This window comes from Paenibacillus oryzisoli, assembly GCF_050467285.1.
GTDB lineage: Bacteria > Bacillota > Bacilli > Paenibacillales > NBRC-103111 > Paenibacillus_E > Paenibacillus_E oryzisoli_A.
The window spans coordinates 186793-210449 of sequence record NZ_JBCMUN010000005.1 but is presented as its reverse complement, the minus strand read 5'-3'; the positions used below and the strand labels follow the sequence as shown (position 1 = coordinate 210449).

Genomic DNA, 23657 nt, shown 5'->3' with positions numbered 1-23657 from the left:
GTCTACCGGAGGATGGCCTGATTTTTTTGCTAGAGAGGGCTGTGCGGTGTACCTGCGTTGTGAAGCGAAGGATTTTCCGCACTGTTGCGCATGGGATACCCAAGTGATCTAGGGTTAAAGACGTGCTCGGATCTGCACATTTTGTCGATGGACTTGCTCCGTAGCTGCTGAAAAGTCCTGATTTTACAAGTTTCTTGCGATTTTCAAGGGAATGTCGCTTTCTGCTTTACGCACGCGTGTGCATTTGCCTGATCGTGGACGGGAGCGCGCACGGCGGAAGGACTAGCCTCAGCCTGTGCCCTAGACGTAGCTCGGAGGTGTCATGTAGCCGTTCAGACATGGGCGGTAGGCCGAAATGCACGGGAAAAGCCCGGAAAATGCCGTTCATTGGCAATCACGGCTAATGATTTACTTGTTATGCATTAGGTACTTTGAATTAAACAATCTGTATGATTTGCGTTGCCACAGATACCGTCTATATTTGAGGCATCCCACCGAAACGGGCGGGAAAATGTCGAGGTTTGAGGGACGGTAAGCTATGAGACAACGCAGAAAAAGTTTCATCGTGCAGCCGATTAAATGGGCGCTTCTCATCGGCGTGGTGGGTGCCGGAACGGTATACGGTTTATCCGCAGCCGGAATCATCGAATGGAACGCCAGCACGAATCTGAATACGATCATGTTCTGGAAATCGAATGATAAACTAGCTGTGGCAGTCGCTTCTAATGCGACGATTGCTTCGAAGCCGACGGCAGCAAGCAAGCAAGGGGAAGCGCCAAGCGCAGCGCCGACTGCAGCAGCCACCCCGGCGCCATCGGCGGCACCGGCAGCTTCGCCAACACCTGCACAGACGGCAGGCATGCAGGTCCTCTCGCAAGCCCAAAGCAAAGTTGCGGCGAATGCGAACGAGAAAGTGTGGCTGGAGCAGGTCGGGCTCATTAAGCTGGAGCCGGGCAAGCTGTTCTCTTTTCAAGCGTGGCTGGAGGAAGCTGTTAAAGGGAAAGCGCCTGAGCCGAAGAGCGACGAGCTTTCCCATGTGGCCGGGCTGCTGTATGAAGCAGCCGTCAGAGCCGGTATGCATGTGGGTGAACGGTATCCGCATCAGGATAATCCCAGCTATGCGTCATCCGGTTTTGATGTGGATTTCCAGAAGGACAGCCGGGACCTAACGTTCTATAACTCGCTCGGGTTTCCGGTAACCGTCGGCATCGTCTACAACGGAGACAGTCCGATTGTAACGATGAACGGCAAGCCAAAAGCGGAATGGAAAGCGCCGAAAATAACGGTCAGCAGTGAAATTTTTGCGCCTGAAACAATTGTGCTCACGGATTTCTCACTGGTTGGACAAGGCGATGTGAAGCGCAGCGAAGGGCTGCAAGGCCTGCTCGTCAAAGTGTTCGCTGACAAAAACGATGGCAAGAACGAGCTGCTGTACAAGGACTTTTATGCGCCGCATCCGGTAATGATGGCGAAGGCGCCGAGCGCGGAGGAATTGAAAGCGCCTTAAGTTTACGCCGCTGGCGCCGTGGACAGAGGAAGAAGGGAGGAACCCAAGGGTGCGAATAGGCGAACTGTTTGTGATGAACGGGCTGATCACGGAGGATCAACTGGAGCAGGGCCTGAAGCAGCAAGTGCATACGCGCAAAAAAATCGGTGAAATTCTCATCGATCAAGGGCTCATTACGGAGCGACAGCTTGTCGAAGTGCTGGAGTTTCAGCTCGGTTTTCCGGTTGTGAACATGTTCGAGACGCAGCTTGATATGAATACGGTGCAGCTCATTCCTGAAACACTAGCCCGCAAGCATTGCGTTATCCCCATCGAGCGAAAAAATGGCAAGATCAAGGTCGCCATGGTCGACCCGCTGAATTATGATGCCATTGAAGAAATTCGCATGGCGACGAATATGAGCGTGCAGCCGGTTATCGCGATCCGCTCCGAAGTGGAGCAGGCGATCACGAAAAACTACGGCATGAAAGAGTCCGTCGAAGAGCTGATGGTCGACCTCGATAAAATCGAAGTCAAGGATGAAGAGCAGGAAGCGAACGATCAAGGCTCGCCGATTGTCAAGCTGGTGAATCAGATCATTCAATCTGCTGTGCAGCAGAAGGCGTCCGACATTCACATCGATCCCCAGGAAAAACAGTTGATCGTCAAGTATCGGATCGACGGTGTGCTGCGCACGGAGAAAGCGCTGCCAAAGCATATGCAGGGCGTGTTGACAGCGAGGCTGAAAATTATTGCCAAGCTGAACATCGCCGAGCGCCGATTGCCGCAGGACGGCCGGATTCAAATGCATGTCGATGCGAGACGGATCGACATTCGGGTCTCGACGCTGCCGACCGTGCACGGCGAGAGCATCGTGCTGCGGATTCTCGATCAATCCGCTGGGATCAAGAAAATCGCCGAGCTCGGACTGAGCGAGACGAACTTGGTGAAGTTCGACCGCATGATTCAGAAGCCGAACGGCATCATGCTGATCTCGGGCCCGACGGGAAGCGGGAAAACGTCGACGCTCTATTCTGCGCTCGGCCAGCTCAACGGTGACGATGTCAAAATCATCACCGTCGAAGATCCGGTCGAGTACCGCATGTCCGGCATCACGCAAGTGCAGGTGAACGCGCAGGTCGGTCTGACGTTCGCATCCGGGCTCCGCTCGATCCTTCGGCAAGACCCGAACATCGTCATGGTCGGGGAAGTTCGGGACGCGGAAACGGCGGAAATCGCCGTCCGCGCCTCGCTGACCGGGCACCTGGTGCTGAGCACGATCCATACGAATTCGGCGGTCAGCACGATTTCCCGGCTTGTCGATATGGGCATCGATTCTTACCTGATCGCCTCGTCGCTCTCCTGCGTCGTGGCGCAGCGGCTCGTCCGCCGGGTATGCCGGGAGTGCGCGATGCAGGTGCAGGCGAGAGACGACGAGGTCAACATGCTGGAGGCCCACGGGCTGCTCAGCAGTGAAGAGGCCCCGCTTGCCGGGACGGGCACCGGCGTCGTCGTGCCGATGGCTTCGCCACGGCAGGAGAAGCCGCTGATGCTGACCCGCGGGCGCGGGTGCGGCACGTGCAACAAAACCGGCTATCGCGGGCGGATTGCCGTGCATGAGCTGCTCATCGTCGACGAACCGCTGCGCAGCCTGATCGTGCAGAACCGGCCGGTCAGCGAGCTGGAGCAGCATTTGTACAGGACGGGGTACAAGAACATGATGTATGACGGCCTTTTGAAAATGAAGCAAGGCCATACAACGCTGGAAGAAGTGCTGAAGGCGGTTTCGGATGAATAAGCGCGTCCGCTTCGAGCTGAGGAGGTGATACAAGTTGGCTACGTTTACGTACGAGGCCGTGAATGAAAGCGGCAAGAAGCTGAAGGGCAATTTGAAAGCCCAGAATAAGCAAACCGCGATTACCGAACTGCGTGGACGCGGGATGACGATCCGCAGCATTCAGGAGAATAAGGCGACGGCGATGGATTTTGAAATCCATTTTGGCCGGGCTGTCAAGCTGGAGGACTTTGTCATCTTCTGCCGGCAGTTTGCGACGCTCATCCGCTCGGGCATTCAGATTGACCAGGCGGTGGCGATTCTTGAGGATCAGACGACTTCGAAATATTTGAAAGCGGCGCTGGGCGACATTTCGGAGCAGATCCGCAGCGGCCACGCGCTGTCGAAAGGCATGGGCGATCATCCGAAGGTGTTCCCGGATATGTTCGTCAACATGATCGCCTCTGGGGAGACCGGAGGGAACCTTGATGAAGTGCTGGACCGTATGGCCGAGCATTACGAGAAGGAGCATAAGACGATTCAAAAGGTCAAATCGGCGATGACGTATCCGATCATCGTACTGATCATCGCGATCGGCGTCGTCATTTTCCTCCTGCTCAAAATTGTTCCAACCTTCGCGGATATGTTCCTGGAGCAAGGCTCGCAACTGCCAATGATTACGCGATTTGTGATGGGATCCAGCGATGCCATTGTGAAATATTGGTGGATGTTCCTGGCCGGCCTCATCGGGCTGATTGTCCTGTATCGCAGCTTTGCGGCAGGGGAGGAAGGCAAGTTTATCATCGATCAGTTGAAATTTAAAATCCCGATTTTCGGCATTATCCTGAAAAAGGCGGCTGTCGCCCGCATGGCGCGCACGATGTCCTCGCTGTTCGTCAGTGCAGTACCGGTGCTTCAGGCGCTGGACGTGACGGAGAAGGTCGTCGGCAATCGCGTGATCGCCAAGGTGCTGCGCGAAGCGAAGAACAGTCTCCAGCAAGGCAAGATGCTCTCCGATCCGATTCAGAAGAGCGGCATTTTCCCGAAAATGGTCGTCCAGATGCTCATTATCGGGGAGGAAACCGGGCAGGTGGACAATATGCTTGCCAAGATCGCCGATTTTTTTGAAGCGGATGTGGATCAGAGCGTAGATCGATTGAAGGCGGTGATTGAACCGCTCATGCTGCTCTTCGTCTCCGGCATCGTCGGAGTTATCGTTGCGGCGATCATGAGCCCGATGTTCAAGATGTACGATAACTTCCTCAATTAAGTGAAGGTCAATTCCATGAGAGGAGGTGGTTGACACCTATGCAGCCGATTGTACCTGCCGTACAATCAACCAGCATCACCCGATGGGCAAGATGGAATACATACCAAAACTAATCTAAGAGGTGGGAATGAAATGAACGAATTGACGATGGAAATCCAAGAAAAGAAAAGCCTGCGCTTCCCGAGATTGTCGAAATTTTCTTTGAAAGAGCTGAACAAGAACCAGAAGGGCCTCACGCTCATTGAGCTCCTCGCCGTTATTGTCATTATTGCGATTATCGCAGCGATTGCGATTCCGTCAATTGGCGGGATTTTGAAAAATACGCGGGTCAGCGCACATAAATCCAATGCACACATGATTATTGACTCGACGCGCACGATGGTTACGGGGCAAGGCATGAGCAAGACGGAAGCTCTGAAAGCTGCCGGCTACACGCTGGATGATCTGAATAAAGGGGGTTTCCTGGAAACGGTTCCGAAAGATCCTTCCAATAAGCCTGAAGCTTATGATGCAACCAATTCCAAAGTTGTCATTACGGAAGATGCAAACGGCAATTATGTGTACACCATTACACTGGTTGGCAAGAACGCGGTTAACCATATTACAGCGCAAAAAGAAGAAGATATCGACGGCTTGAAATTCGGTACAACCGCAGCCGACGTCCAAGAGTAAATCTGCACAGACAAGCGCCGCCGCTCTCGGCGGCGCATCCCTTACCCATGCAGTACCGAGAGGAGTTCGCGCAATGTTTGCTAAGAAAACAAGCAAGTATACGTACGGCATGCAAATTTCGGATACGGAAGCGAAGCTGGTCGAAATCCTGAATCAGAACGGGCAAGTCATTCTAACCCAGCGGCATGCGATTGCGCTGGATCGAGGCAGTATTAAACATGGAAAATTCATGGACGAGGAAGCGGTCATCTCCCGCATTTCGACGCTCGTGAAGCAAATTGGCCTGCAAGGCGCGCACATGAACGTCACCGTGCCGCTCTCCAACGTCGTGCTTCGCAAGTCCGTTTTCTCGGCCCTCAAAGATAAAGCGCTCCGCAATCTCATCGATGTGGAGCTGCACGGCGGGCAGCAGCTGCCGTTCAAGAATCCGGTTTTTGACTTCGTGCGGTTAGGTCCGCCGAAGGATGAAGCAGCCGCAGGCAGCGAAGCACCGCCGAAATCCGCTAAAGCATCCACACAGGAAGAAGTGCTTATATTCGCGACGCCGGCAGAAGTCGTGGAGAGCTACACGCATGTTGTGAAGCAGGCGGGCTTGGTGCCGGTCAGCGTGGATCTGGCTCCGCTGGCGCTGCACCGCATGCTGGTGCGGCAAGCGATGCGCACCGGAACCGGCATGAAGGAGCGGTTCATGCTGCTGCATGTGGAGCCGGATCATGCGGATGTCAGCATTTTTGTGGGCGGCATCCCCGTCTTCTTCCGCTCGATTCAAATCAACACGAGCTTTTTCCTCGACACCGGTACGGATCAAATCGCTGCCTACGGGCGCAATTTGTCGATGGAGCTGGGGCGGGTGCTGAACTATTTTCAATATACAGTTTCCACGGATCATCAACATATCGAACTTGTCTACCTGGTTGGCGAGCATAGCTGGATTGAGGCGCTTCCGGAGCATTTGGACAATGCGTTTACGGGCGAAATTGCCGCATTCCCGCTCCCGTCGATTCTTTCGGATGAAGATGCTACGTGCCACGCCTATGCCGTCCCGGTTGGACTTGCGATGAAAGGAGCTTAGGACGATGAGCGCTGCCCTGCCCAAGCTGCAATCAATTGAAATTAACCTGCTGCAGATGCGGCATGAAGAGAAGAAAGGCCCGAGCCCTCTCCTGCGTTACAGCTTACTCGCTGTCCTTGTGTTGGGCATCGGAAGTATGGGATGGAGTTATGGAAGCGCCAAGGCGGACATTCGCAAGACGAACGCAGCGCTGGAGAGAGTCAATCAGCAGATAAAAGAGGGACAGGCGAGGCTCGCAAGCTCTCCGACAGCCGGTGCCGTGAGCGATTTTATCGGGCTGCCCAAGCAGTTGATGGAAAGCCGGCCACTCGCCTCCGAAGTGCTGGATAAGCTGACGACGATCATGCCGCTGACATCGAACTTGACTTCGCTGACGTTTGGCGACGGCAATAAGCTGAAAGTGACCGGCAACTTCGCGACGAGCGAGGATATCGTGACGTTCATGCAAGCGGCAAAGGCATCAGTGTCTTTTACCCTGATTGGGACAAGCGGTATGAATAAAGTCGCGATGGCTGAAGATAAAAACGCGCTGCCGGTCATAGACCCTCCGCTCCCGATGATCCAAGCGACGTTCGATCTTACGTATAACGCGGACAAGAAAGGTTGAGAACCTCACATGAGCCTAATGAGCAGCAAAAGAAATCAAGCGATCGCAGGCGTCATCGTCATTCTTGCGCTTGTGATGGTGTACATTAACTTCGTTGCGCCGGTTCATCGGGAGCAAGAGGCCAGAGCGAAGTTGCTGACGCAGATGAAGCAGGAGCTGGAGGCGCTGACGAAGCGAACGGAAGGCGGCAGCACGCTGGGGGCGGAAGAGCAGGTATCGCTGTCCAAAGCGAGAACCCGCGTGCCGGAGGCGCCCGACCTGGAAGGTCTCATTCGCGATGTTCATATGCTGGAAGTGATCACGAAGATGCCGCTGGCCAGCTATAACTTTGAAATTGGCAAGGCAGGGGACCTCATCACCGGAGCGGAGGGAGCGAAGCCAGTGCCAACGACAGCAGTGCAAGCCTCGACAGTTCCGCAAGAGCCAAACCTGAAATCGCTCGCCATTCCGATCAAGCTGAACACCTCGGCCAAAGGCGATTACGCGCAAATTCATCGGTTTCTGGATGAGCTGCAAACGGCTAACCGCCTCATTCAAGTCGACAAGTTGACGTTCGCTGTCAAATCGGCGCCGCCAATCAAATTAAACGCTCCTAAACGGGAAATTACGGTAAACGTCTCGTTGATGTCCTACTATGCGCCGGGGTTGCAGAAGTTTTTCAAGAATCCGGTTTCCGTTCCATACGACAAGCCGTCAGGCAAAAACAACCCGCTCTATTAATAGCATGGGGAACGATTCAGGAGGAGATGGGATGAGTATGTCCGCACCACAGACGTCTCACACGTTCACGTTGAAAGATTTGCTGCGAATTTCCTACGAGTCGCGAGCTTCCGATTTGCATATCAATTCCGGCACGGAACCGCTGATGCGGCTGCACGGCAAGCTGATGAAAGTCGTCGATACGGTGCTGCGGCCCGAGGATACGCTGCGGATGGCGAGAGAGATCCTGACGAATGAGCAGTACGATACGCTGACCAAGAAGGGGGAGGTCGACTTCTCTTTCGAGCTTCCGGGACTATCGCGCTACCGGGGCAATGTGTTCAAGCAAAAACGCTCGATCAACATGGTGTTTCGCGTGCTCTCCACGACTGTGCCTTCTTTGTTCACGTTGAATTTGCCGGATCTTGTGCAGGAGTTCGCGCATAAGCATCAAGGGCTTGTGCTCGTGACCGGTCCGACAGGGAGTGGGAAGTCGACGACGCTCGCTTCCATTATTGACTTTATTAACGAAACGCAGAAGAAGCACATTATTACATTAGAAGACCCGATTGAATACATTCATCCGAGCAAAAACTGCCTCGTCGCACAGCGTGAAATCGGCATCGACACGCTGACCTTTGCCAATGGGCTGCGGGCTGCGCTCCGACAAGATCCGGACGTCATTCTCGTCGGTGAGATGCGTGATCTTGAAACGATTAAAACGGCGATTACCGCCGCCGAAACCGGACATCTTGTGTTTGCCACGCTGCATACGCCGGATGCGCCGCAGACGGTCGACCGGATCATCGACGTATTCCCGACCGAACAACAGCGACAAATACGCGTCCAGCTCGCTTCGGTGCTGATCTCTGTGCTGTCTCAGCGGCTCGTTCCGCGACTCGATGGCCGAGGCCGAGTCATGGCGCTGGAAATATTGATCAATACGCCGGCAGTTGCCAACCTCATTCGGCAGGAAAAAATTTACCAAATCAAATCCGTCATTCAGACGAATCGCCAGCTTGGTATGCAAACGATGGTGTCGAGCCTAAAGCAGCTTGTCGAAGAGGGACTCATTCATCGCGATGCAATTAGAGAATATGAAATGAGCATAGGAGAGGATTAGATGAGAAGTCGATACCGAAGTCTTGTAATGAAAACGTTAGTCACAGCTGCCTTGCTGAGCCAAACTTCCTTGATGTCGGCAGCGGCGAATGTGCCGACGGCGGCTGCGCCGACGCTGATGCAAGTGGCCTCAAGCCCGTTTGCAGCGCTGCTTGGCAAAGATTACGAGGCGCGGGGTGAGGTTTACCGGGCGATGAAGGTATCCGCTGCCGGCTGGGAAGCGGGGATGGTTGTCTCGAAAGAGCCCTACGCTGTTGTGACCAAAGCGGATGCGAATCTGGTGCAGGTGCGCATCTGGACAGGCGTTATCGCCCGGGATTACAATGATCTGCTCGTCTTCTGGGACGAGATCGGCATTAAGCCGTCGGGAGAACTGGACTACCACGCGACGGATGTTGAGGAAACCACGCGAGCTTATTTCGAAAGCGCTTCACAGGAAGAGTTCCGGGTGAAAGCGTACCTCGGTAAAGTGCCTTGGGCGAACATTCCAACAGACAGCGAGGCCGCTCAGGGCGGTGCAGCTAAAGTAACGGCAAGCGGCGTGCTGAACGTTTACGGCATCGCATTTGACGACCCAGATCGCGCTGTGGCGCCATCGCTCGGTGTTGTCAAGCAAGCTGCGGATATACCAGAGAAAGTGCCGGCGCTTCGCCAAGTGGCCGAGAAAGCGCTTGCGCAAGTCCCGACCGATGCCGAGGGCCACTGGGCGAAGGATGAAATTGTGGACCTGATGAAGCGCTCCATCATCGATGGCTACGAGGATCATACGATCCGTCCGAACCGTACGCTGTCCAAGGGGGAATTCATTACACTGCTCGTCAAATCGCTCGGCGTCGAGCCGGTCAAGGAGCTGGTCGTAGGCTACGAGGATATGGGCACACATTGGTCGGCGGGGATGGTCGCCACCGCGCAGGGAATGGGACTGCTGGATAAACGTCCGGTCGATGTGAACTTTTCACCCGACCTGCCGATGACGCGTGTGGAGATGGCGGCGCTTGTCGACCGGGTCTTGCAGGCCTACGGGGTGAAGCTGCAAGGAGATGTCCAATCGTTTCAGGACGCAGGCAGTTTGACGGAGGCGAATCGAACCGCTTTAACGCACGTTGTGCAAGCGGGAATTGTCGGAGGCTACGAAGACGGCACCTTCCGTCCTCAAGGCTCACTGACGCGCGCGGAGGCGTTCAAGGTCATCTCGCGCATTATCCATTTGTTATAGGAAGGAATGAAATCGCATGCATTGGTATCAAAAGGCAAAGAAAATAAGTGCCCTCACTATGGCTGGCTTGCTTCTAGCGGGGGCGCTGCCCGCGCTGTTCGGGACGGCGAGCCCGGCGGCCTATGCGGCCGAGGCGACGAACGAATGCCTATCGATGAGCGGAACAGGCGCTGTTCCTGTTACCGCCATTGAGCGCAATCAGCTTGTGACGATCAACTATGTGCTCGATCCGAGCGGAACGCACACCGTGACACAGACGAGAGACCCCGTGGACATCGCCTTTGTCGCCGATGTTTCTGGCAGTATGGACTATCATATGTACAAGGACGATGCCAGGACGCCCATTCGGATCGATATTTTGAAGAATGCATCCACGACGTTAACGAATAAGCTCAAGTCGGTCAACATGGGGGACCGCTTGGGGCTCATCAAGTTCAGCACATCCGCTTCCAAAGTAAGTGATCTTACGATGAACTATACTTCCGTTCAAAACGAAATCAATAAGTTCGCCGCCGGCGGCAGCACGAATATCGACGATGGGCTTGCCAAGGCAAAAACGATGCTGACGGCAAGCGGCACCAAGCCGGTGAAGGAAATTATTTTGCTCACGGATGGTAAAGCAACCGTTTGGACGGACGAAACCGACGGCAATAAGCAAAAAAGCGGCGACACCAGCTCTGCGAATGCGGCGAAGGCAGATGCGGATGCGTTGGCGAAGCTCGGTATTAAGGTGTATACGATTGCGCTGGCAACGCAGGGTTCGGACGAAATTGATCTTGATTTGCTGCAATACATCGCTACGAAAACCGGCGGGCTCGCCTACCAAGCAAGCTCCGCCAGCCAATTGTCCACGATTTTTGACAATATCGCGCAAACGATCGAACAGCCGGCGCAACTGAAAAATGTGGAACTTCGGCAGCCGATTCCGGCCGGCTTCATTCTCGCTCCCGGCGAGAACAATCCTAATGTCTCTTACGATGCTGCTACGCATGAGGTTGTGGTGAAGATTGGCAATATCGATTACCCATTCGCCTCGGATACGATCAACCTTTCGGTGAAGGTGATTCCAGACACGGCAGCCGGCAACTATCCGCTGGAAGATGCGAAAGTGACGTACAAGGACGCCTGCAACGCGAATCGTTCGTTCAATATTAACTTCGACACGCAGCTTTCCGTCAGCATTCGCGTGGTCGATAAGTACGGCAATGTCTATCTCGGCAATGCCGAAGGGGAAGTACAGCGTCTCCGTGCAGGAGACAAAGCGAAACAGTGGTCGATCGATCAGAAGGATGCCGCTGTGACGGATATTCGTTTCGTCGATCCTGATCTGCACTCGGTCGTACGTGTGTATTACAAAGATGGGACAACAGATCAATGGGATTTGAAGCCAAGCGCTCCGACGAAAATCGATCTCGTGGACGGCAGCGGTGCGCCGATCACAGGACCAGGCTGGCATCAAGGGCCGGGGAACGTGACGGCCGCTTCCGGCGCAGCGTCGCAGCTTCCGGGCTCGACGGTGTATGCGAATGACGATTTTCAAGGGAGTTACATCGCCGGTTACGAGGGCAGCGTAGGCGGCAGTGCGTGGCAGCCGCTCGGCTCAGGCTTGACGCTGCCGGACGGCAGCGGTGTGAATGTGCAGGCGCGCGCTTTTACGAATGCGATCAGCGGCAGCGCAGCGATCCCCATCGCCGGAGCGTCGGGGACGAGCAATGTCTCCCTGGACAGTACAGGGCCTGTCATTTCCTGGAGTCATTCGATTCAAAACCCGACCGACGACGGCCTTATTTATATCACGGCGACGGATGATCTGAGTCCCGTCAGCGGGATCAAAGTGTGGTTTGACAACAAAACGCTGTCCATTTCGTCCTCCTCTCCAAAAATGAAGAAAACCGGCAGCACCTACGCGTTCCGTCTCAGCGACGTTGCTGGCTTCGAGACAGTGGACAAGCGTGCGGGCTGGCATCAGATTTATGTGGAAGCGACATCTGCAGGAGGTACAACATCGACGGAGAAGGCGCCGGAGTATTTTGTGGTGAATCCCGGACCGTCGGCTGAACTGAACCCGGTGAACTATACGCCAGGGGACATTGCCGATAAGCCGGTCACGATTATGGTGGAGAATGTGAAGCTGCCGGTCGCTGACCGTACGTTTGGCTCCCACACGGAGAAAGGGTTCACGCTGAAAGGGATGTACTATGTGATCAAGGAAACGGCCGGCGTACCGAGCGACAATGAATGGAAACAGCTGGCGGCCAAAAAGCTGACGCTGACGACGAAGACGAACATGACCACAGGCAGCTATTACGTCTACTTGAAGCTGGTCGACAGCTCGAATGTCGAGATCGTGCAGGAGCCGGTCGTTGTCACGTTCGATACCGAGCAGAACAATAACTAGCATGAGGACATCGGCGAAGCAGCAAGGAGGACGAACGATGCGCCGTATAGACCGCGACAAGTACGCGAAGCTGGGCGAAGACGGCATGTCGCTCGTAGAAATTTTAATCGCCGTCACCATCATGTCGATCATCAGCGTGACGCTTATGGGCTATTTTACATCAGCTGTGGATAAATCGGCGCAGGAAAGCCGCAAAATCATCGGTGCCAATCTCGCCAGATTGAAGGCGGCCGAGCTTCGGGATGCGTTCAAGAGCGGATATGACGATCAAATCGCGAATCTGCTGTCGCTGCAGCCCAAATTCACCGGGAACCAGTCGAGCATGGGTTCGGCGCTGATGCAGGGTCATTTGGAAGCGACGGTCATTAACGGAACGACCTATCATTATTTGGTTGAACTGGAACCCAGCTCCGCCAGATGGGAAGCTGCCGATCCGTTCCGGACGGAGAGCGACAGCTACATGGCTCAGATGCTGCTGACCGTGTATTGGACGGACCAGGAGTCGCTGACGGCGCCGCCGCTCAAGCTGTCAACAACGCTGGATACGTATCTGATTAAAAGGTGGTAGCAACCCATGAAGCGCGATGAAAAAGGGATGTCCTTAATCGAGGTCCTGGCGGCGTTGTTCATCTTCGGCATGGTGGCGACAATTTTGTACGCTTTTCTGCTGATGGGCTTGTCGATGTATAAGCGAGTTACGCTGGAAACCCAGATGCGCAATCAGGGGGACGGGCTGTACTCTCAAATTATTTCCGAATTGAAGGAAGCCATTTACGTCCAGGATGAGGGCGCCGATCAGAAGATCATCCGTTACGCCAAAAAATCGCAAGATCCCAAAGCTTACATCGACCTTTACGAAATGGAGGTGCTCCCTCAGCCGGCGGGCGGCGGCAAGATCGAAGTTAGGAAAGTCGGCAGTCCCGTGCCGGACAAAGTATTTCAACTCGGGGACAAGTTTACGATTCGAGAAGGCAGCTTAAGCGAAGTGAATCAGAATCACGACCGGGTCCAGGTCAAGCTTGAATATGCGAGAGCGGGTGCGGACAGTCTCCGCCTTGCCGACAATCCGAAGCTAGTTATCGATTCGCAAATTCCTTTGTTCCGCAACGATTAAATCAGAGGCAATACGCCATGAAGGGAGGAGAGATGACGTGAACGCAGCCAGGGAGGAAGACAGGGCCTGCATGCACAGGGTATCGAATAGGACATCAAATGAAGAAGGTTCAGCCCTTGTCATTGCCTTGCTTGCCGTTGTGTTAATGACGGTGATGGGTCTCATCCTGATGGGCGTGCTGCGTGGCGGCGCCATTCAGGCCGCTACGACGGAATCCGGCGTACAAGCCGAAGCTCTCGCGCAAAAAGGTCTGGACGACACGCTGGCGCAAATCCGCCGGGCGGTTTCCTACGGCGAGGCGATCGGCGGGGAGGACAGCCGAAGCCGCATTCGCAACGTAGAGACTCAGCTGTCGCTCGTACTGCCTTTTATCGATAAGCATGTCGGGCACGGTTCGAATCCGGAGGATGGCAACGGCGAAGAAACGCAAGCGAACAAAGGTAAGTATCAGATCGATATTTTATCCGCTGCGACGCTCAGTAATCCAGAGGCTCCGCTCAGGCCAGTCACGATGCCGGATTCTCCCTATGTGCGCAAGTTTCTTATTCGCTCCAGGGGCATGATGGAGGGACATCCCGCGAAGGTAGTGACGAAGCAGATGACGGTGTATGTCTCCACGATCAATCCGGTTTTTCGGTATCCGGTTTCGTCCGGCGGCGATCTGGTATTGAATGGAACGCCGTTCATTACCGGCGATGTGTATGCGGCTAGCCATGTGATGATTCGCGACGAGGCGTTATTCACCGGAGCGACGAGCGGATCGACCCGCAGCAAGTACGGCGTTCAGACCGGACTTCCCGCTATCCGGGGCTTTATTCGTGTGAATGGCGACGAAGATACCGCCGATCCGAAGAAGTTCAATCTGACGAACGCCGACGGGTTTACCGAAAATCCACCGATTGCCTCCTCAAGCGACATCGTGCAGCCTGCCTATTTTGCGCCGCAGTATTTTCCGCTGGAAGATCCGACGCTGGACAGCGACGTGGAAGTGAATGTGAGCGACTATGTGGCGCATAAAACGGATACCGAGCTGCAGGCGAAGCTAGCCGCGCTTGGCGGCTACAAAGAGCCGGATCCGGCCGTGCTGGAGGTTCCGCTGTTCTACGATTTGAACAAAAGCATGCTGTACAACGATCAATGGCTGACTGTACAAGGGCAGGTCAACGTGAAGGATACCTCGTCACCGGGAGCGGAGGCGGACGTTTTTGTCAACAACGGAGTTGTCGCGATGGACGGACCGAATGCGAGTATTATGATTTCGAACGGTTCGCTGTATATCAAATCGCCGGACAGCAACCTGGTCGCTGCGGATTTGCAGGGCAAGCTGACGCTGGACCCCGGCAAGTATGTCGCTGTCGACGGCAACGTCACGATGAACAACGGCTTTGAATTCCCCCAAGGCAGCATGTACATCAAAGGGGATTTGAAAATCATCGGCGACATCCGGCTGCAAGGCACGGTATACGTGGACGGCAATGTTGAGCTGAAAGAAATGACGTCGATTAACAAAATGAAAGCCACCGACAGTGCGCCGATTCCGCTGATCGTCATTGCCTCCGGCGAGATTGTGCTCGGCAACAATTCCAATGCCGGCGATGAAGAAGTGCGCGCTTTCTTTTATTCGCTTAAGGGCATCCGGCTTTATGGCGTTATGTCCAAGCTGATGTTGATGGGCGGCATTCACGGCGGTGCGGGCGGTGTGGAATTGAACAGCGTTCGCGGAGACCTGACCTCCGGCATTGGCAGCACTGTCACGCGCTATCAAGGCGCAGCGAGCTGGACGAAAGAGGTGCCGGAAGTGCAGCTGAACAATACGAAGCCGTCCCGGCTCCAGATTTTTTATGACGACAACTTGTACGATATGCCGCCGGACGGCATTCCGACGACGGATACCATCGGTGTGTTTGTCAAAAACGTGCAGTACATCAAGGAATAACTCGCATCTGGGCCAATCTGGAAGGAGGTAACATCTATGTCATTCCATATTCTTGTCGTGGACGATACGAAGTTTATGCGCAAGATGCTGACAGATATTTTGAAGCAATATGGGCACGTGGTCGTAGGGGAAGCGGAGAACGGCAGGCAGGCGGTTCAAAAGTATGAGGAGCTACGCCCGGACATCGTCCTGATGGATATTACGATGCCGGAAATGGACGGCATTGAAGCGATGAAGGAAATCCGCCGCATCAACGCGTCTGCGGTGGTGCTGATCTGCTCGGCGATGAGCCAGCAGGACCTGATTTCCGATGCCTTGAAGGCCGGCGCCAACGGCTATGTGATGAAGCCGTTCAAGCCGAATCGCGTGAACGAGATCGTCCGCAAATATGGGGTGCCGAGGGTGATCGAGCACCTCTTGCCGCAGGAGCATCTGCGGGCTGCGCCTGCAGAAGAAGAGACCTCAGCTGCTGTGCTAGAGCTGGCGGAGAGCGAGGGCTTTGAGGCGGATGCGCTGGGGCGTTCCCTGGTGCAAGAGAGCGAGCTTGAACAGGAGCCAGAAGAGCCGACGCTCACTGTGACTGAGAGCGATGAGGAGTCCGTTGTCTATGTTGCTGACGAAGTGGAATCGGCTAGGTTGTCTGAGACGGTGGAGGCCGTTACGAATGACGTTGCAGATGCAGTCGAAGAAGAAGATGCGCAAGACCGTCTGCTGGATATGATGCGGATTGCGGCTGTCATGCAGGGAGAAGAAGAGGAGGAGTCTGCACCGCCGCAGGATGAGTCTGTCTATGATGAAGAGATGGAGTTCAGTCTGGAGGAGCTGGACGATTTGACGTTTGAACTTGCACAGCTTGATTCGGTGAACGATGAAAAGGCATTGACGATTGAGGTGCCAGTCGAAGAGGTGCCGCTGGCGCCGTTAGAGCCGCTGACCAGCGCTCCGGCAAAGACGATGGAAAATATTGATTATGTACGCGGAGGGCTCAAGTCTGTGAATGGCGGGAAGATCATTAATTTATTCAGGGGGAATGAACCAATGAAAAATTTCACGAGTTCGTACATGTGCAACTGGAATGAAGAAATGAACGGCGACATGACCAGATATTTGGTGATCTGCACGGAAGCCGAGAATAAACTTGAGCTTGAAATGACGGGCAGCAACGGGGAGAAACAGCTCGTCACCCTAACGGTCGACAGCTTTAATCAGTTGGCGTCCTGGCTCCAGGTGCAGCTTGGCACTGCGCCGGTCAACGTGCGCGAGTACGCGAAGAAAGCGGACTATCAAGCGTAACTTTGCAGGAAGGCTGCAGGAGGGGGGACCCGTGGTGGGTTGGGAAGCATGGAGTTACGGGATCTTCTTATTTATGATTGGCGCCGCTTGCGGTTCGTTCTTCAATGTTGTCGGTATTCGCGTTCCGAAAGGCATCTCGGTTGCAGCGCCCCGCTCGTCATGCGGGAGCTGCGGCCGGCAGTTGAACGCTGTGGATCTCATTCCGATCTTCGGCTGGTTCATCCGCCGAGGGAAGTGCCATACGTGCCAAGCATCGATTTCTCCGATCTATCTGGTCGGCGAGCTGGCCGGAGGCATGCTGTTTGCAGCGCTGCCCTGGCTCGTCGCCCGGGACGAGTTGTGGATCGCATACCCGCTCGTATCGGTGCTGCTGATGCTGACGGTCAGCGATCTCGCCTACATGCTGCTGCCGAACAAGATCATCTACCCGGCGATGCTGGGGTTTGCCGCTCTGCGGCTCTGGCTCCATCCGCTGCCGCTCTGGCAGTATGCAGCGGGATTCATTCTCGGTGGCGGCCTTCTCGTCCTTGTGTCCCTTGCCGCTGCATGGATGGGCAGACCGGCGATGGGCTTCGGCGATATTCGCCTGATGGCGCTGGTCGGCCTAGTCATGGGCGTTAAGCTTGTGCTGATGTGTATTTTTTTATCCGCCTTTCTCGGCAGCCTGATCGGCCTTGGACTGATCGCTGCCGGCAAGCTGGACCGCCGCTCGCCGATGCCTTACGGGCCGTTTATTGCGGTGGCCGGCTTGCTCTGTTTTTGCTTTGGGGACCCAATATTGACATGGTATATGGACCTCGTCGTGTGGCAGGCTTTTTAACTTTCGATGAAAAGAGGTCGATGATGACATGAACTGGTTTCTTGCGCAATCGTTTCGGGCCAAGCTGCAGCTGGGCTACTATGCCATTGTCGTGTTTTATTCCATTATTATTTTGACGCTGATGCTGACGGCGGACGTCTCGATGATTTTCGCGCTGGCTTCCTCGCTGATCCTGATGGTGCTCAGCTTCCCTTACGTGCGCTGGCTAGAGCGGGCGCTCACCGAACCGATTGAGAACGTGACGCGCGTTGCCATGAACATCGCCAAAGGCGATTTTACGCAAACCGTCGACGCGTCTTCTAAGGATGCGCTCGGGGACATGGCACGGTCTTTTAACGCGATGATCGTGAAATTAAAGGAGCTGTTGAACGAAACGGCGTCGATTTCCAAGCACGTGGCCGATTCCTCCCGGGACATTTATATGAAAAATGAAGGCATCAACACGATGATTGTCGAAGCAACCGGTTCCGTTACCTCGCTCGCGGAAGGCGCAAACGAAATTTCAAGCGGCGTGTTCAAAAGCTTTTCCGTCGTGAAAGAAATTGAAACGAAAATTACGGACTACGTGCAGTCCACGAACGAGATGAATACGCGCTGCGGCGATACGCTGGGGCTGGTGCAAAAGGGGATGGATGCCGTCGAAGGTCAGGCGGAAAGCGTCTCGCAAATCGTGGCGGCGACAAGTCATGTGTCAGCTACGATTGACGAGCTCGTGAAGGAGGCAGCAGGGATCAATCAGATCACCCGGACCATATCGGAGATTGCGGAGCAGACGAACCTGCTGTCGCTCAACGCTTCAATCGAAGCGGCGCGCGCCGGCGAACACGGCAGAGGCTTCTCGGTCGTCGCGCAAGAGGTGCGGAAGCTGGCGGAAGAATCTTCGCGGTCGGCGAAGGAAGTTTTTCATATGGTGCGCAATATCGAGAACAGCATTAAGAAAGCGCTGCACAACATTCAGATCAATGAGGAAATCGCCCGCAAGCAGACGCAATCCATCGAAGCGACGGAGAAAGTGTTCCGCGAAATGGTGGACAGCATCAAATTTATTACGGCGAGAATGAACGAATTTACCGGAGAAAGCCAGAAAATGCTGAACGCCGCGCAATTCATTACCGGCACGATGGAAAATATATCCGCTATTACCCAGCAATCGGCGGCCGGTACGGAGCAAGTTTCGACCTCAATGGTGCAGCAGACGCGTTCCGTTAAAGCGGTCGTTATTCAGTCGGAACAAATGCTGCGCATGGTGACGCAGCTGCAGCGGACGATTCAAATCTTCAAACTGTAGAGAGTGAAGCGGAAATCCAGTAGGCGTGCATGAGCAGAATGCCCATGTAGACCACGACTGACAAACGGAACAGGCTGTGGACGAGGCGATGTTTGCCGATTTTGGCGGCGAGAAAGAAGAGGGAAAGGGGGAAAAAGATTTTAACGCCATAGAACGCAGGATAAGCATGATCGTAGAGAAATGCCATAATCGGATTGGATTCGCCGATGAGTTCATAGCGAAGGCCAAAATCCGTCAAACCCGCGTCCAGCAAGCTGGCGATGCAGATGAATAGAATGAGAGAACGCGTCATAAGAAAGTCCTCCTTCTGAGAAATGGCGGTGTAAGCGTGCTGCCTAGCCGATCGTGCGCATGACATCTTTCATCGTGGAGACGAAAGCCTCTGCTGCCTTGGAAATATAGCGGCCTTTCCGGTAGGCGATGACCAATTCGCGGATCGGGTGGCCTTCGAGCGGAATGTGAACCGGCGACAGCTCGCTGAACGTCCGTTTGGAAATGAGATACGGGACGAAAGCAATGCCCATGCCTGCGGCGACGAGAGACTGCACCGTCTCCATGTTGCTGGACTCGAACACGATGTTCGGCGTGAAGCCGGCCTTCTGGCACAGGTCGAGCGTCAGCTTGCGGAAGCCTTGGCCTTTTTTCAGCGCGATAAATGATTCCTTCTCCAACTGTTCGATGGCAGTCGGCGTTTGAGCGACAGCCAGCGGATGTTTGGGCGGCACGGCGAGGACGATTTCCTCCTCCAGCAGCGTCTCATAGATGAGCGCCTCTTCGCGAAGCGGCAAGGAGAGCAGGGAGATGTCGGTCTGGCCGTTCACGGTCAGCGTCTCCAGGTTGGTGGACGTTTCTTCAACAAGCGAAATCTCAATTTCCGGGTAAGCGGCCTGAAAAGCGGGCACGACGAAAGGAAGAATGGTGGAGCCGGTAATTGGCATGGAGCCGATGACGAGCCTCCCTTTTTTCATTTGGGAGATGTCTTCCATCTCTTTTTTGAGCTGCTCGAGCATGTCCAATATTTTTTGCGATTTTTCCACGAAAAGCGCGCCTGCATGCGTAAGCTCTACAGAATTCGTACTGCGCTGAAAAAGCAGCACGCCGATTTCTTTCTCCAGCTTGGACAGCTGCTGGCTGAGCGAGGGCTGTGCAATGTGCAGCTTTTCCGCTGCGCGGGAGAAGTTGCGTTCATTCGCAATTTGAATGGCGTATTGCAGTTGGCGTAATTCCATAGACGATGCGGCTCCTTTGCGGCGGAAAACAATTCCTTTTATGACCGTATCATACCAAGGTTCAGGGGATGAAACAAGATGGAGGGCGGGAGTTTGGCGGTTTGGTGGTTAGAGAGGTCTAGCTCGAGGAAGCAGCTAGAGGTGTATGCTGCGGAACAGGAACCGAGTAGAGTGGGATGGAAGCGGCGAGGTTAACTTGGATAGGAGATCGGGACACCATTCAGACTGGGCATCAAACCTGCAAATAAGCAGGAATTTTCGAGTTCCTTTTCATTATTTGATGAAAAGCCTGCAAAAGAGCTGGCATTGTGGGCATGGCCCCCCTATTTGAGTGAGTTTGGCCTAAAAAACTGCCTGATCGAAGGCATTTTACGAAAAAGGCCATTTTTGTGAAAAATGCCTGTCTTTTTGCAGGAATGATTGCTTCGTCCGAATACGCTGCAGTGCCGATACGGCATCCGGATTTCAATAAGCCGTACGGCAAAGAAAAAGCCGGGGCATCCCCGCTGTCCATGGACATCGAAGGAGGCTCAGGCTTTTAAATGCAAAAACTTATCTCCTGACGGTGCTGCGATACATCAGGAACAGCAGATACGGCGCGCCGATCATCGCCACGACGATCCCCGAAGGAATCTCCTTCGGGATGGCGATCAGCTTGCCGATAATGTCGGCTGCGATCAGCAGAATCGCGCCGAGCATCGCCGCCAGCACGACAGATTTGCGATGGTGCTGGCCGAGGAAGAGCCGAACGGCATGCGGCGCGAGCAAGCCGATAAAGCTCACCGTGCCGACGGCGGCGACGGCGATCGCGGCAATGCCGACCCCGATCGCTGCGGTGACGAGCCGTGTCCGCTGCAGACGCAGGCCAAGTCCCAGGGAGACTTGGTCGCCGAAGGCGAGCAGATCGACGCGGCGGCCTAACAGCCACGCGGTCGGCATCATCAGGGCCAGCGTGATCGCGAGCTGGATGCACTCTTTCCAGCCGCGGGCGTACGTCGAGCCCGCGAGCCAGGTCAGCGCCGGAGCGGCCGCCAGCTTCGACTGAATGACCAGGAACTGGATGCCGGCGGAGCCCAGTGCGGAAACGGCGATCCCGACGAGGATCAGGACGACGGGGCTCAGCCCTTTGCGCCAGGCGAGCGCGTACACGCTGCCGGCGGAGACGAGCGCGCCGATGATCGCCCCGATCGGCGCCCAGCCGCTAGGCGCGGTCGGCCAGATCGCGAGCACGAGCAAGGCGCCGACACCGGCGCCGGACGTGACCCCGACCACGGAGGGGTCGGCGAGCGGGTTGCGCACCGCGCCCTGCATCATCGAGCCGGCGATGGCAAGGGACGCGCCGGCCAGCGCCGCGACGAGCAGCCGCGGCATGCGAAGCTGGAAGATGACATTGCTCGCCATGTCATCTCCGCGCCCTAACAGCGCGCTCAACACATCGCGCAGCGGGATGTGCAGCGCTCCGGCGGTGAGGCCGAAGACGAAGAGGCCGAGAAGCAAGGCGGCGGAAGCGATGACGAGCACTGGGTAGGGGACCTTGGTCCCCGTGTACCCGACGCTCATCGAGCTTCCTTCGGCGCCAGTGCGGAGCTTAGAGCTGCGCACCGCAAGCCAGATCAGCCACGGCGCGCCGAGCAGCGCCGTGACGGAGCCGGCCGGCAGCTCGCCGAGGGAGCTGCGGAACATTTTGGCTATCGTGTCCGCGCTGACTAGGACGACGGCACCCCAGAGCGCGCTGCCCGGCAGGAGCAGGCGGTGGCGGTGCAGCCCGATGAGACGGATCAGATGCGGCGCGATGAGGCCGACGAAGCCGATCGGGCCGACGACGCTCACGGTGACGCCCGCCAGCAGGATGGCTGCGCCGAGGGCGATCAAGCGGACGATGTTAATGTTCTCGCCGAGGGAGACGGCGGTTTCTTCGCTCAGCGCGAGCATATCCAGCTTCTGGCTGAATAGGAACGCGGCGACGATGCCGAGAATCACCCAAGGGAGCGAGAAACGGACGCCCAGCCAGTCGTTCTGCGTTAGCGCGCCGGATCCCCACATGAAGAGGCCGTTCGTTTCGGTTTCATAGAGCAGTTGCAACCCGCTTGTAAAAGCGGAGAGCACGAGCGTAATAATCATGCCCGACAAGGCCATACGCAGCGGCGTGCTTTTGCGCCCGCCGGCCATGAAATACGCCATGAGCGCGGCGCCGCAAGCGCCAAGCAGCGCAAGCACAAGCGGATGGCTCGATTTTACCGTGGGGAAGAAGACGGCGGCCAGCACGATAATGAAATACGCACCTGCGTTCAGCCCGAGCGTAGAGGCGGAGGCGAGCGGGTTACGCGTAACAGTTTGCAGCAGGGCGCCGGCAACGGCGAGAGCTGCGCCGGCCAGCATACCCATGACGGCGCGCGGCATACGAAGCCCCCGAACCATCTGATGGTCGGGGGTGTCCTGCGGCGAAAGCAGAGCCTGCACGACGGTATGTACCGTAATGTGAGCTTCGCCTTGTGTGAGATTGATGAACAGCATCGCCAACAGGGCGGCGATTCCCCCTCCAAACACAAGCAGCGGTTTCCATGGGAGAACGGCAGGGGACTTGGATCGCGTATTAACCACCGTATCCATCATTTGGCGAAGGCGTTAGCTGTCAACTCGGCAAATACTTTGGCGGACAGCGGACCGCCGAACGGCCACGTATTCCCCGGGAGCTTGATCATGTTATTGTTTTTCACAAAATTGAGGCCTTTCCAGACAGCGTTGTCCTTAAGCTGCTTTTCAAAAACGTTGTCGGTGTCCTGCACGATGTAGATGAACGTCGCGTCCTGTACAGAAGGCAGCGCCTCGACGGAAGCGGTCGAATAGCCGTAAATCTCAAACTTGTTGGATTTGAACGCGTTCTTGAGTCCAATGCGCTGCAAAATTTGCACCGCCATCGAGTTGTCGACGAACATGCGCAAATCGGCGTTGTTTTGGTTGCTGAATGCTTGTGATAAGGCGAAGGCAGCGCCGTCCTTCTTCACGGCGGCCAGCTTCGCTTTCGCATCGCTGTATGATTTGTCAAGATCCGCCAGCACTTTGTCGGCTTCAGGTTGCTTGCCTACGATGTCGGCGATCTTCTTGAACGTCGTTTCCATTTCCTCGTACTGGTTGCCCTTCCCTTCCTCCGGGTAGGAATTGAACACGATCGTAGGGGCGATCTTGGAAAGCGCATCGTAGTTTTTGCTCGAACGAAGCGCGCTGGTAATGATAAGATCGGGTTTGAGGCCTGTAATCGTCTCGAGGTTCGGCTCCTGGCGAGTTCCTACGTCGACGACGGAGGCGTCAAGCGCGGGTTTTACATTGACCCAGCTTTGGTACCCTTTATTATCGGCTGAGCCGACCGGCTGCAGGCCAAGGGCCAAAACATCCTCGGTATACGTCCATTCTAATGTAACGATGCGTTTGGGCGTGCCTTTAATTTGCGTCGTGCCGAGCGCGTGGGTAATCGTCTTGACAGCATCGGCAACCGGTGTGGCGGATGCTGCTGAGGACGCCGTGGGCGCTGCGCTTGGTGAAGCGGAAGAAGCCGATGGTGTGGAGGCGGACCCGCAAGCGGCGGTTATCGTGAGCAGCCCCAGAGAGAGCAGGAAAGTCAGTGGTTTGGTGAATCGTTTCAAAGCATATTCCCCCTATGTAA

The 23657-nt window shown here is 55.4% G+C and carries 20 protein-coding genes and 1 pseudogene; 17 read left to right on the top strand and 4 right to left on the bottom strand.

The annotated features are described in order from the left end of the window. Positions 1 to 538: 538 nt before the first annotated feature. From ABE504_RS06655 to ABE504_RS06580, 16 genes and pseudogenes are all read left to right on the top strand, one after another. Positions 539 to 1507 (top strand): VanW family protein, encoded by a 969-nt coding sequence (locus ABE504_RS06655; RefSeq protein WP_430086178.1) that lies wholly within the window; start codon positions 539 to 541, stop codon positions 1505 to 1507. A 73-nt stretch (positions 1508 to 1580) separates the two neighbouring features. Continuing rightward, positions 1581 to 3284 (top strand): GspE/PulE family protein, encoded by a 1704-nt coding sequence (locus ABE504_RS06650; RefSeq protein WP_430087405.1) that lies wholly within the window; start codon positions 1581 to 1583, stop codon positions 3282 to 3284. 34 nt (positions 3285 to 3318) lie between these two features. After that, positions 3319 to 4530 (top strand): type II secretion system F family protein, encoded by a 1212-nt coding sequence (locus tag ABE504_RS06645; protein WP_430086175.1) that lies wholly within the window; start codon positions 3319 to 3321, stop codon positions 4528 to 4530. 132 nt (positions 4531 to 4662) lie between these two features. Beyond that, positions 4663 to 5202, top strand: coding sequence for a prepilin-type N-terminal cleavage/methylation domain-containing protein (locus tag ABE504_RS06640; RefSeq protein WP_430086172.1), 540 nt, complete (start codon positions 4663 to 4665; stop codon positions 5200 to 5202). Between the two features lie 73 nt (positions 5203 to 5275). Then, positions 5276 to 6274, top strand: a complete 999-nt coding sequence (gene pilM / locus ABE504_RS06635; RefSeq protein WP_430086169.1) for a type IV pilus biogenesis protein PilM — start codon at positions 5276 to 5278, stop codon at positions 6272 to 6274. Positions 6275 to 6278: 4 nt separating this feature from the next. Next, positions 6279 to 6881 carry a PilN domain-containing protein gene (locus ABE504_RS06630; RefSeq protein WP_430086166.1) on the top strand — a complete coding sequence of 201 codons (603 nt, stop codon included), beginning with the start codon at positions 6279 to 6281 and terminating at the stop codon, positions 6879 to 6881. 9 nt (positions 6882 to 6890) lie between these two features. Next, entirely contained in the window at positions 6891 to 7601 is a 711-nt protein-coding gene (locus tag ABE504_RS06625; protein WP_430086164.1) for a hypothetical protein, read from the top strand. Between the two features lie 31 nt (positions 7602 to 7632). Next, positions 7633 to 8703: a type IV pilus twitching motility protein PilT gene (locus ABE504_RS06620; protein WP_430086161.1), complete on the top strand. Its 1071-nt coding sequence runs from the start codon at positions 7633 to 7635 to the stop codon at positions 8701 to 8703. Further along, positions 8704 to 9918, top strand: a complete 1215-nt coding sequence (locus tag ABE504_RS06615; protein WP_430086158.1) for an S-layer homology domain-containing protein — start codon at positions 8704 to 8706, stop codon at positions 9916 to 9918. 16 nt (positions 9919 to 9934) lie between these two features. After that, the gene (locus ABE504_RS06610) at positions 9935 to 12316 is read left to right on the top strand and encodes a VWA domain-containing protein (protein WP_430086155.1); all 2382 of its coding nucleotides are present in this window, start codon (positions 9935 to 9937) and stop codon (positions 12314 to 12316) included. A 37-nt stretch (positions 12317 to 12353) separates the two neighbouring features. Next, on the top strand, positions 12354 to 12884 hold the full coding sequence (locus tag ABE504_RS06605) for a type IV pilus modification PilV family protein (RefSeq protein WP_430086153.1): 531 nt from the start codon (positions 12354 to 12356) through the stop codon (positions 12882 to 12884). A 6-nt stretch (positions 12885 to 12890) separates the two neighbouring features. Further along, positions 12891 to 13430: a PulJ/GspJ family protein gene (locus tag ABE504_RS06600; protein ID WP_430086151.1), complete on the top strand. Its 540-nt coding sequence runs from the start codon at positions 12891 to 12893 to the stop codon at positions 13428 to 13430. 37 nt (positions 13431 to 13467) lie between these two features. Beyond that, positions 13468 to 15366: a hypothetical protein gene (locus ABE504_RS06595; RefSeq protein ID WP_430086149.1), complete on the top strand. Its 1899-nt coding sequence runs from the start codon at positions 13468 to 13470 to the stop codon at positions 15364 to 15366. 36 nt (positions 15367 to 15402) lie between these two features. Next, positions 15403 to 15753: pseudogene (locus tag ABE504_RS06590) on the top strand (response regulator); the annotation flags it as partial. A 940-nt stretch (positions 15754 to 16693) separates the two neighbouring features. Beyond that, positions 16694 to 17479: a prepilin peptidase gene (locus tag ABE504_RS06585; protein WP_430086146.1), complete on the top strand. Its 786-nt coding sequence runs from the start codon at positions 16694 to 16696 to the stop codon at positions 17477 to 17479. Positions 17480 to 17507: 28 nt separating this feature from the next. After that, the gene (locus ABE504_RS06580; RefSeq protein ID WP_430086143.1) at positions 17508 to 18767 is read left to right on the top strand and encodes a methyl-accepting chemotaxis protein; all 1260 of its coding nucleotides are present in this window, start codon (positions 17508 to 17510) and stop codon (positions 18765 to 18767) included. Here ABE504_RS06580 and ABE504_RS06575 read toward each other — a convergent pair. Both ABE504_RS06575 and ABE504_RS06570 read right to left on the bottom strand, forming a co-directional pair. Then, a complete protein-coding gene (locus tag ABE504_RS06575) occupies positions 18757 to 19059 on the bottom strand; it encodes a DUF5658 family protein (RefSeq protein WP_430086140.1) in 303 nt (100 codons plus the stop codon). The two genes, ABE504_RS06580 and ABE504_RS06575, sit on opposite strands and share 11 nt — an antisense overlap. Positions 19060 to 19102: 43 nt before the next feature. Next, complete coding sequence (locus ABE504_RS06570) at positions 19103 to 19996, bottom strand: LysR family transcriptional regulator (protein ID WP_430086138.1); 894 nt, start codon at positions 19994 to 19996, stop codon at positions 19103 to 19105. A 389-nt stretch (positions 19997 to 20385) separates the two neighbouring features. Between ABE504_RS06570 and ABE504_RS06565 the strand changes: the two genes are divergently transcribed. Then, on the top strand, positions 20386 to 20538 hold the full coding sequence (locus ABE504_RS06565) for a hypothetical protein (RefSeq protein WP_430086135.1): 153 nt from the start codon (positions 20386 to 20388) through the stop codon (positions 20536 to 20538). Positions 20539 to 20548: 10 nt separating this feature from the next. Here ABE504_RS06565 and fhuB read toward each other — a convergent pair whose 3' ends face one another. Beyond that, positions 20549 to 22606, bottom strand: a complete 2058-nt coding sequence (gene fhuB / locus ABE504_RS06560) for a Fe(3+)-hydroxamate ABC transporter permease FhuB (RefSeq protein WP_430087403.1) — start codon at positions 22604 to 22606, stop codon at positions 20549 to 20551. Next, positions 22606 to 23637 carry an ABC transporter substrate-binding protein gene (locus ABE504_RS06555; RefSeq protein ID WP_430086132.1) on the bottom strand — a complete coding sequence of 344 codons (1032 nt, stop codon included), beginning with the start codon at positions 23635 to 23637 and terminating at the stop codon, positions 22606 to 22608. The genes fhuB and ABE504_RS06555 overlap by 1 nt, the downstream gene beginning before the upstream one ends. Positions 23638 to 23657 lie beyond the last annotated feature (20 nt).

Bases quoted from the DNA above. Each gene is read 5' to 3' on its own strand.
- ABE504_RS06655 (WP_430086178.1), top strand. From the start codon at position 539: ATGAGACAACGCAGAAAAAGTTTCATCGTGCAGCCGATTAAATGGGCG.
- ABE504_RS06650 (WP_430087405.1), top strand. From the start codon at position 1,581: ATGAACGGGCTGATCACGGAGGATCAACTGGAGCAGGGCCTGAAGCAG.
- ABE504_RS06640 (WP_430086172.1), top strand. From the start codon at position 4,663: ATGAACGAATTGACGATGGAAATCCAAGAAAAGAAAAGCCTGCGCTTC.
- pilM (WP_430086169.1), top strand. From the start codon at position 5,276: ATGTTTGCTAAGAAAACAAGCAAGTATACGTACGGCATGCAAATTTCG.
- ABE504_RS06630 (WP_430086166.1), top strand. From the start codon at position 6,279: ATGAGCGCTGCCCTGCCCAAGCTGCAATCAATTGAAATTAACCTGCTG.
- ABE504_RS06625 (WP_430086164.1), top strand. From the start codon at position 6,891: ATGAGCCTAATGAGCAGCAAAAGAAATCAAGCGATCGCAGGCGTCATC.
- ABE504_RS06620 (WP_430086161.1), top strand. From the start codon at position 7,633: ATGAGTATGTCCGCACCACAGACGTCTCACACGTTCACGTTGAAAGAT.
- ABE504_RS06615 (WP_430086158.1), top strand. From the start codon at position 8,704: ATGAGAAGTCGATACCGAAGTCTTGTAATGAAAACGTTAGTCACAGCT.
- ABE504_RS06610 (WP_430086155.1), top strand. From the start codon at position 9,935: ATGCATTGGTATCAAAAGGCAAAGAAAATAAGTGCCCTCACTATGGCT.
- ABE504_RS06605 (WP_430086153.1), top strand. From the start codon at position 12,354: ATGCGCCGTATAGACCGCGACAAGTACGCGAAGCTGGGCGAAGACGGC.
- ABE504_RS06600 (WP_430086151.1), top strand. From the start codon at position 12,891: ATGAAGCGCGATGAAAAAGGGATGTCCTTAATCGAGGTCCTGGCGGCG.
- ABE504_RS06580 (WP_430086143.1), top strand. From the start codon at position 17,508: ATGAACTGGTTTCTTGCGCAATCGTTTCGGGCCAAGCTGCAGCTGGGC.
- ABE504_RS06575 (WP_430086140.1), bottom strand. From the start codon at position 19,059: ATGACGCGTTCTCTCATTCTATTCATCTGCATCGCCAGCTTGCTGGAC.
- ABE504_RS06570 (WP_430086138.1), bottom strand. From the start codon at position 19,996: ATGGAATTACGCCAACTGCAATACGCCATTCAAATTGCGAATGAACGC.
- fhuB (WP_430087403.1), bottom strand. From the start codon at position 22,606: ATGGATACGGTGGTTAATACGCGATCCAAGTCCCCTGCCGTTCTCCCA.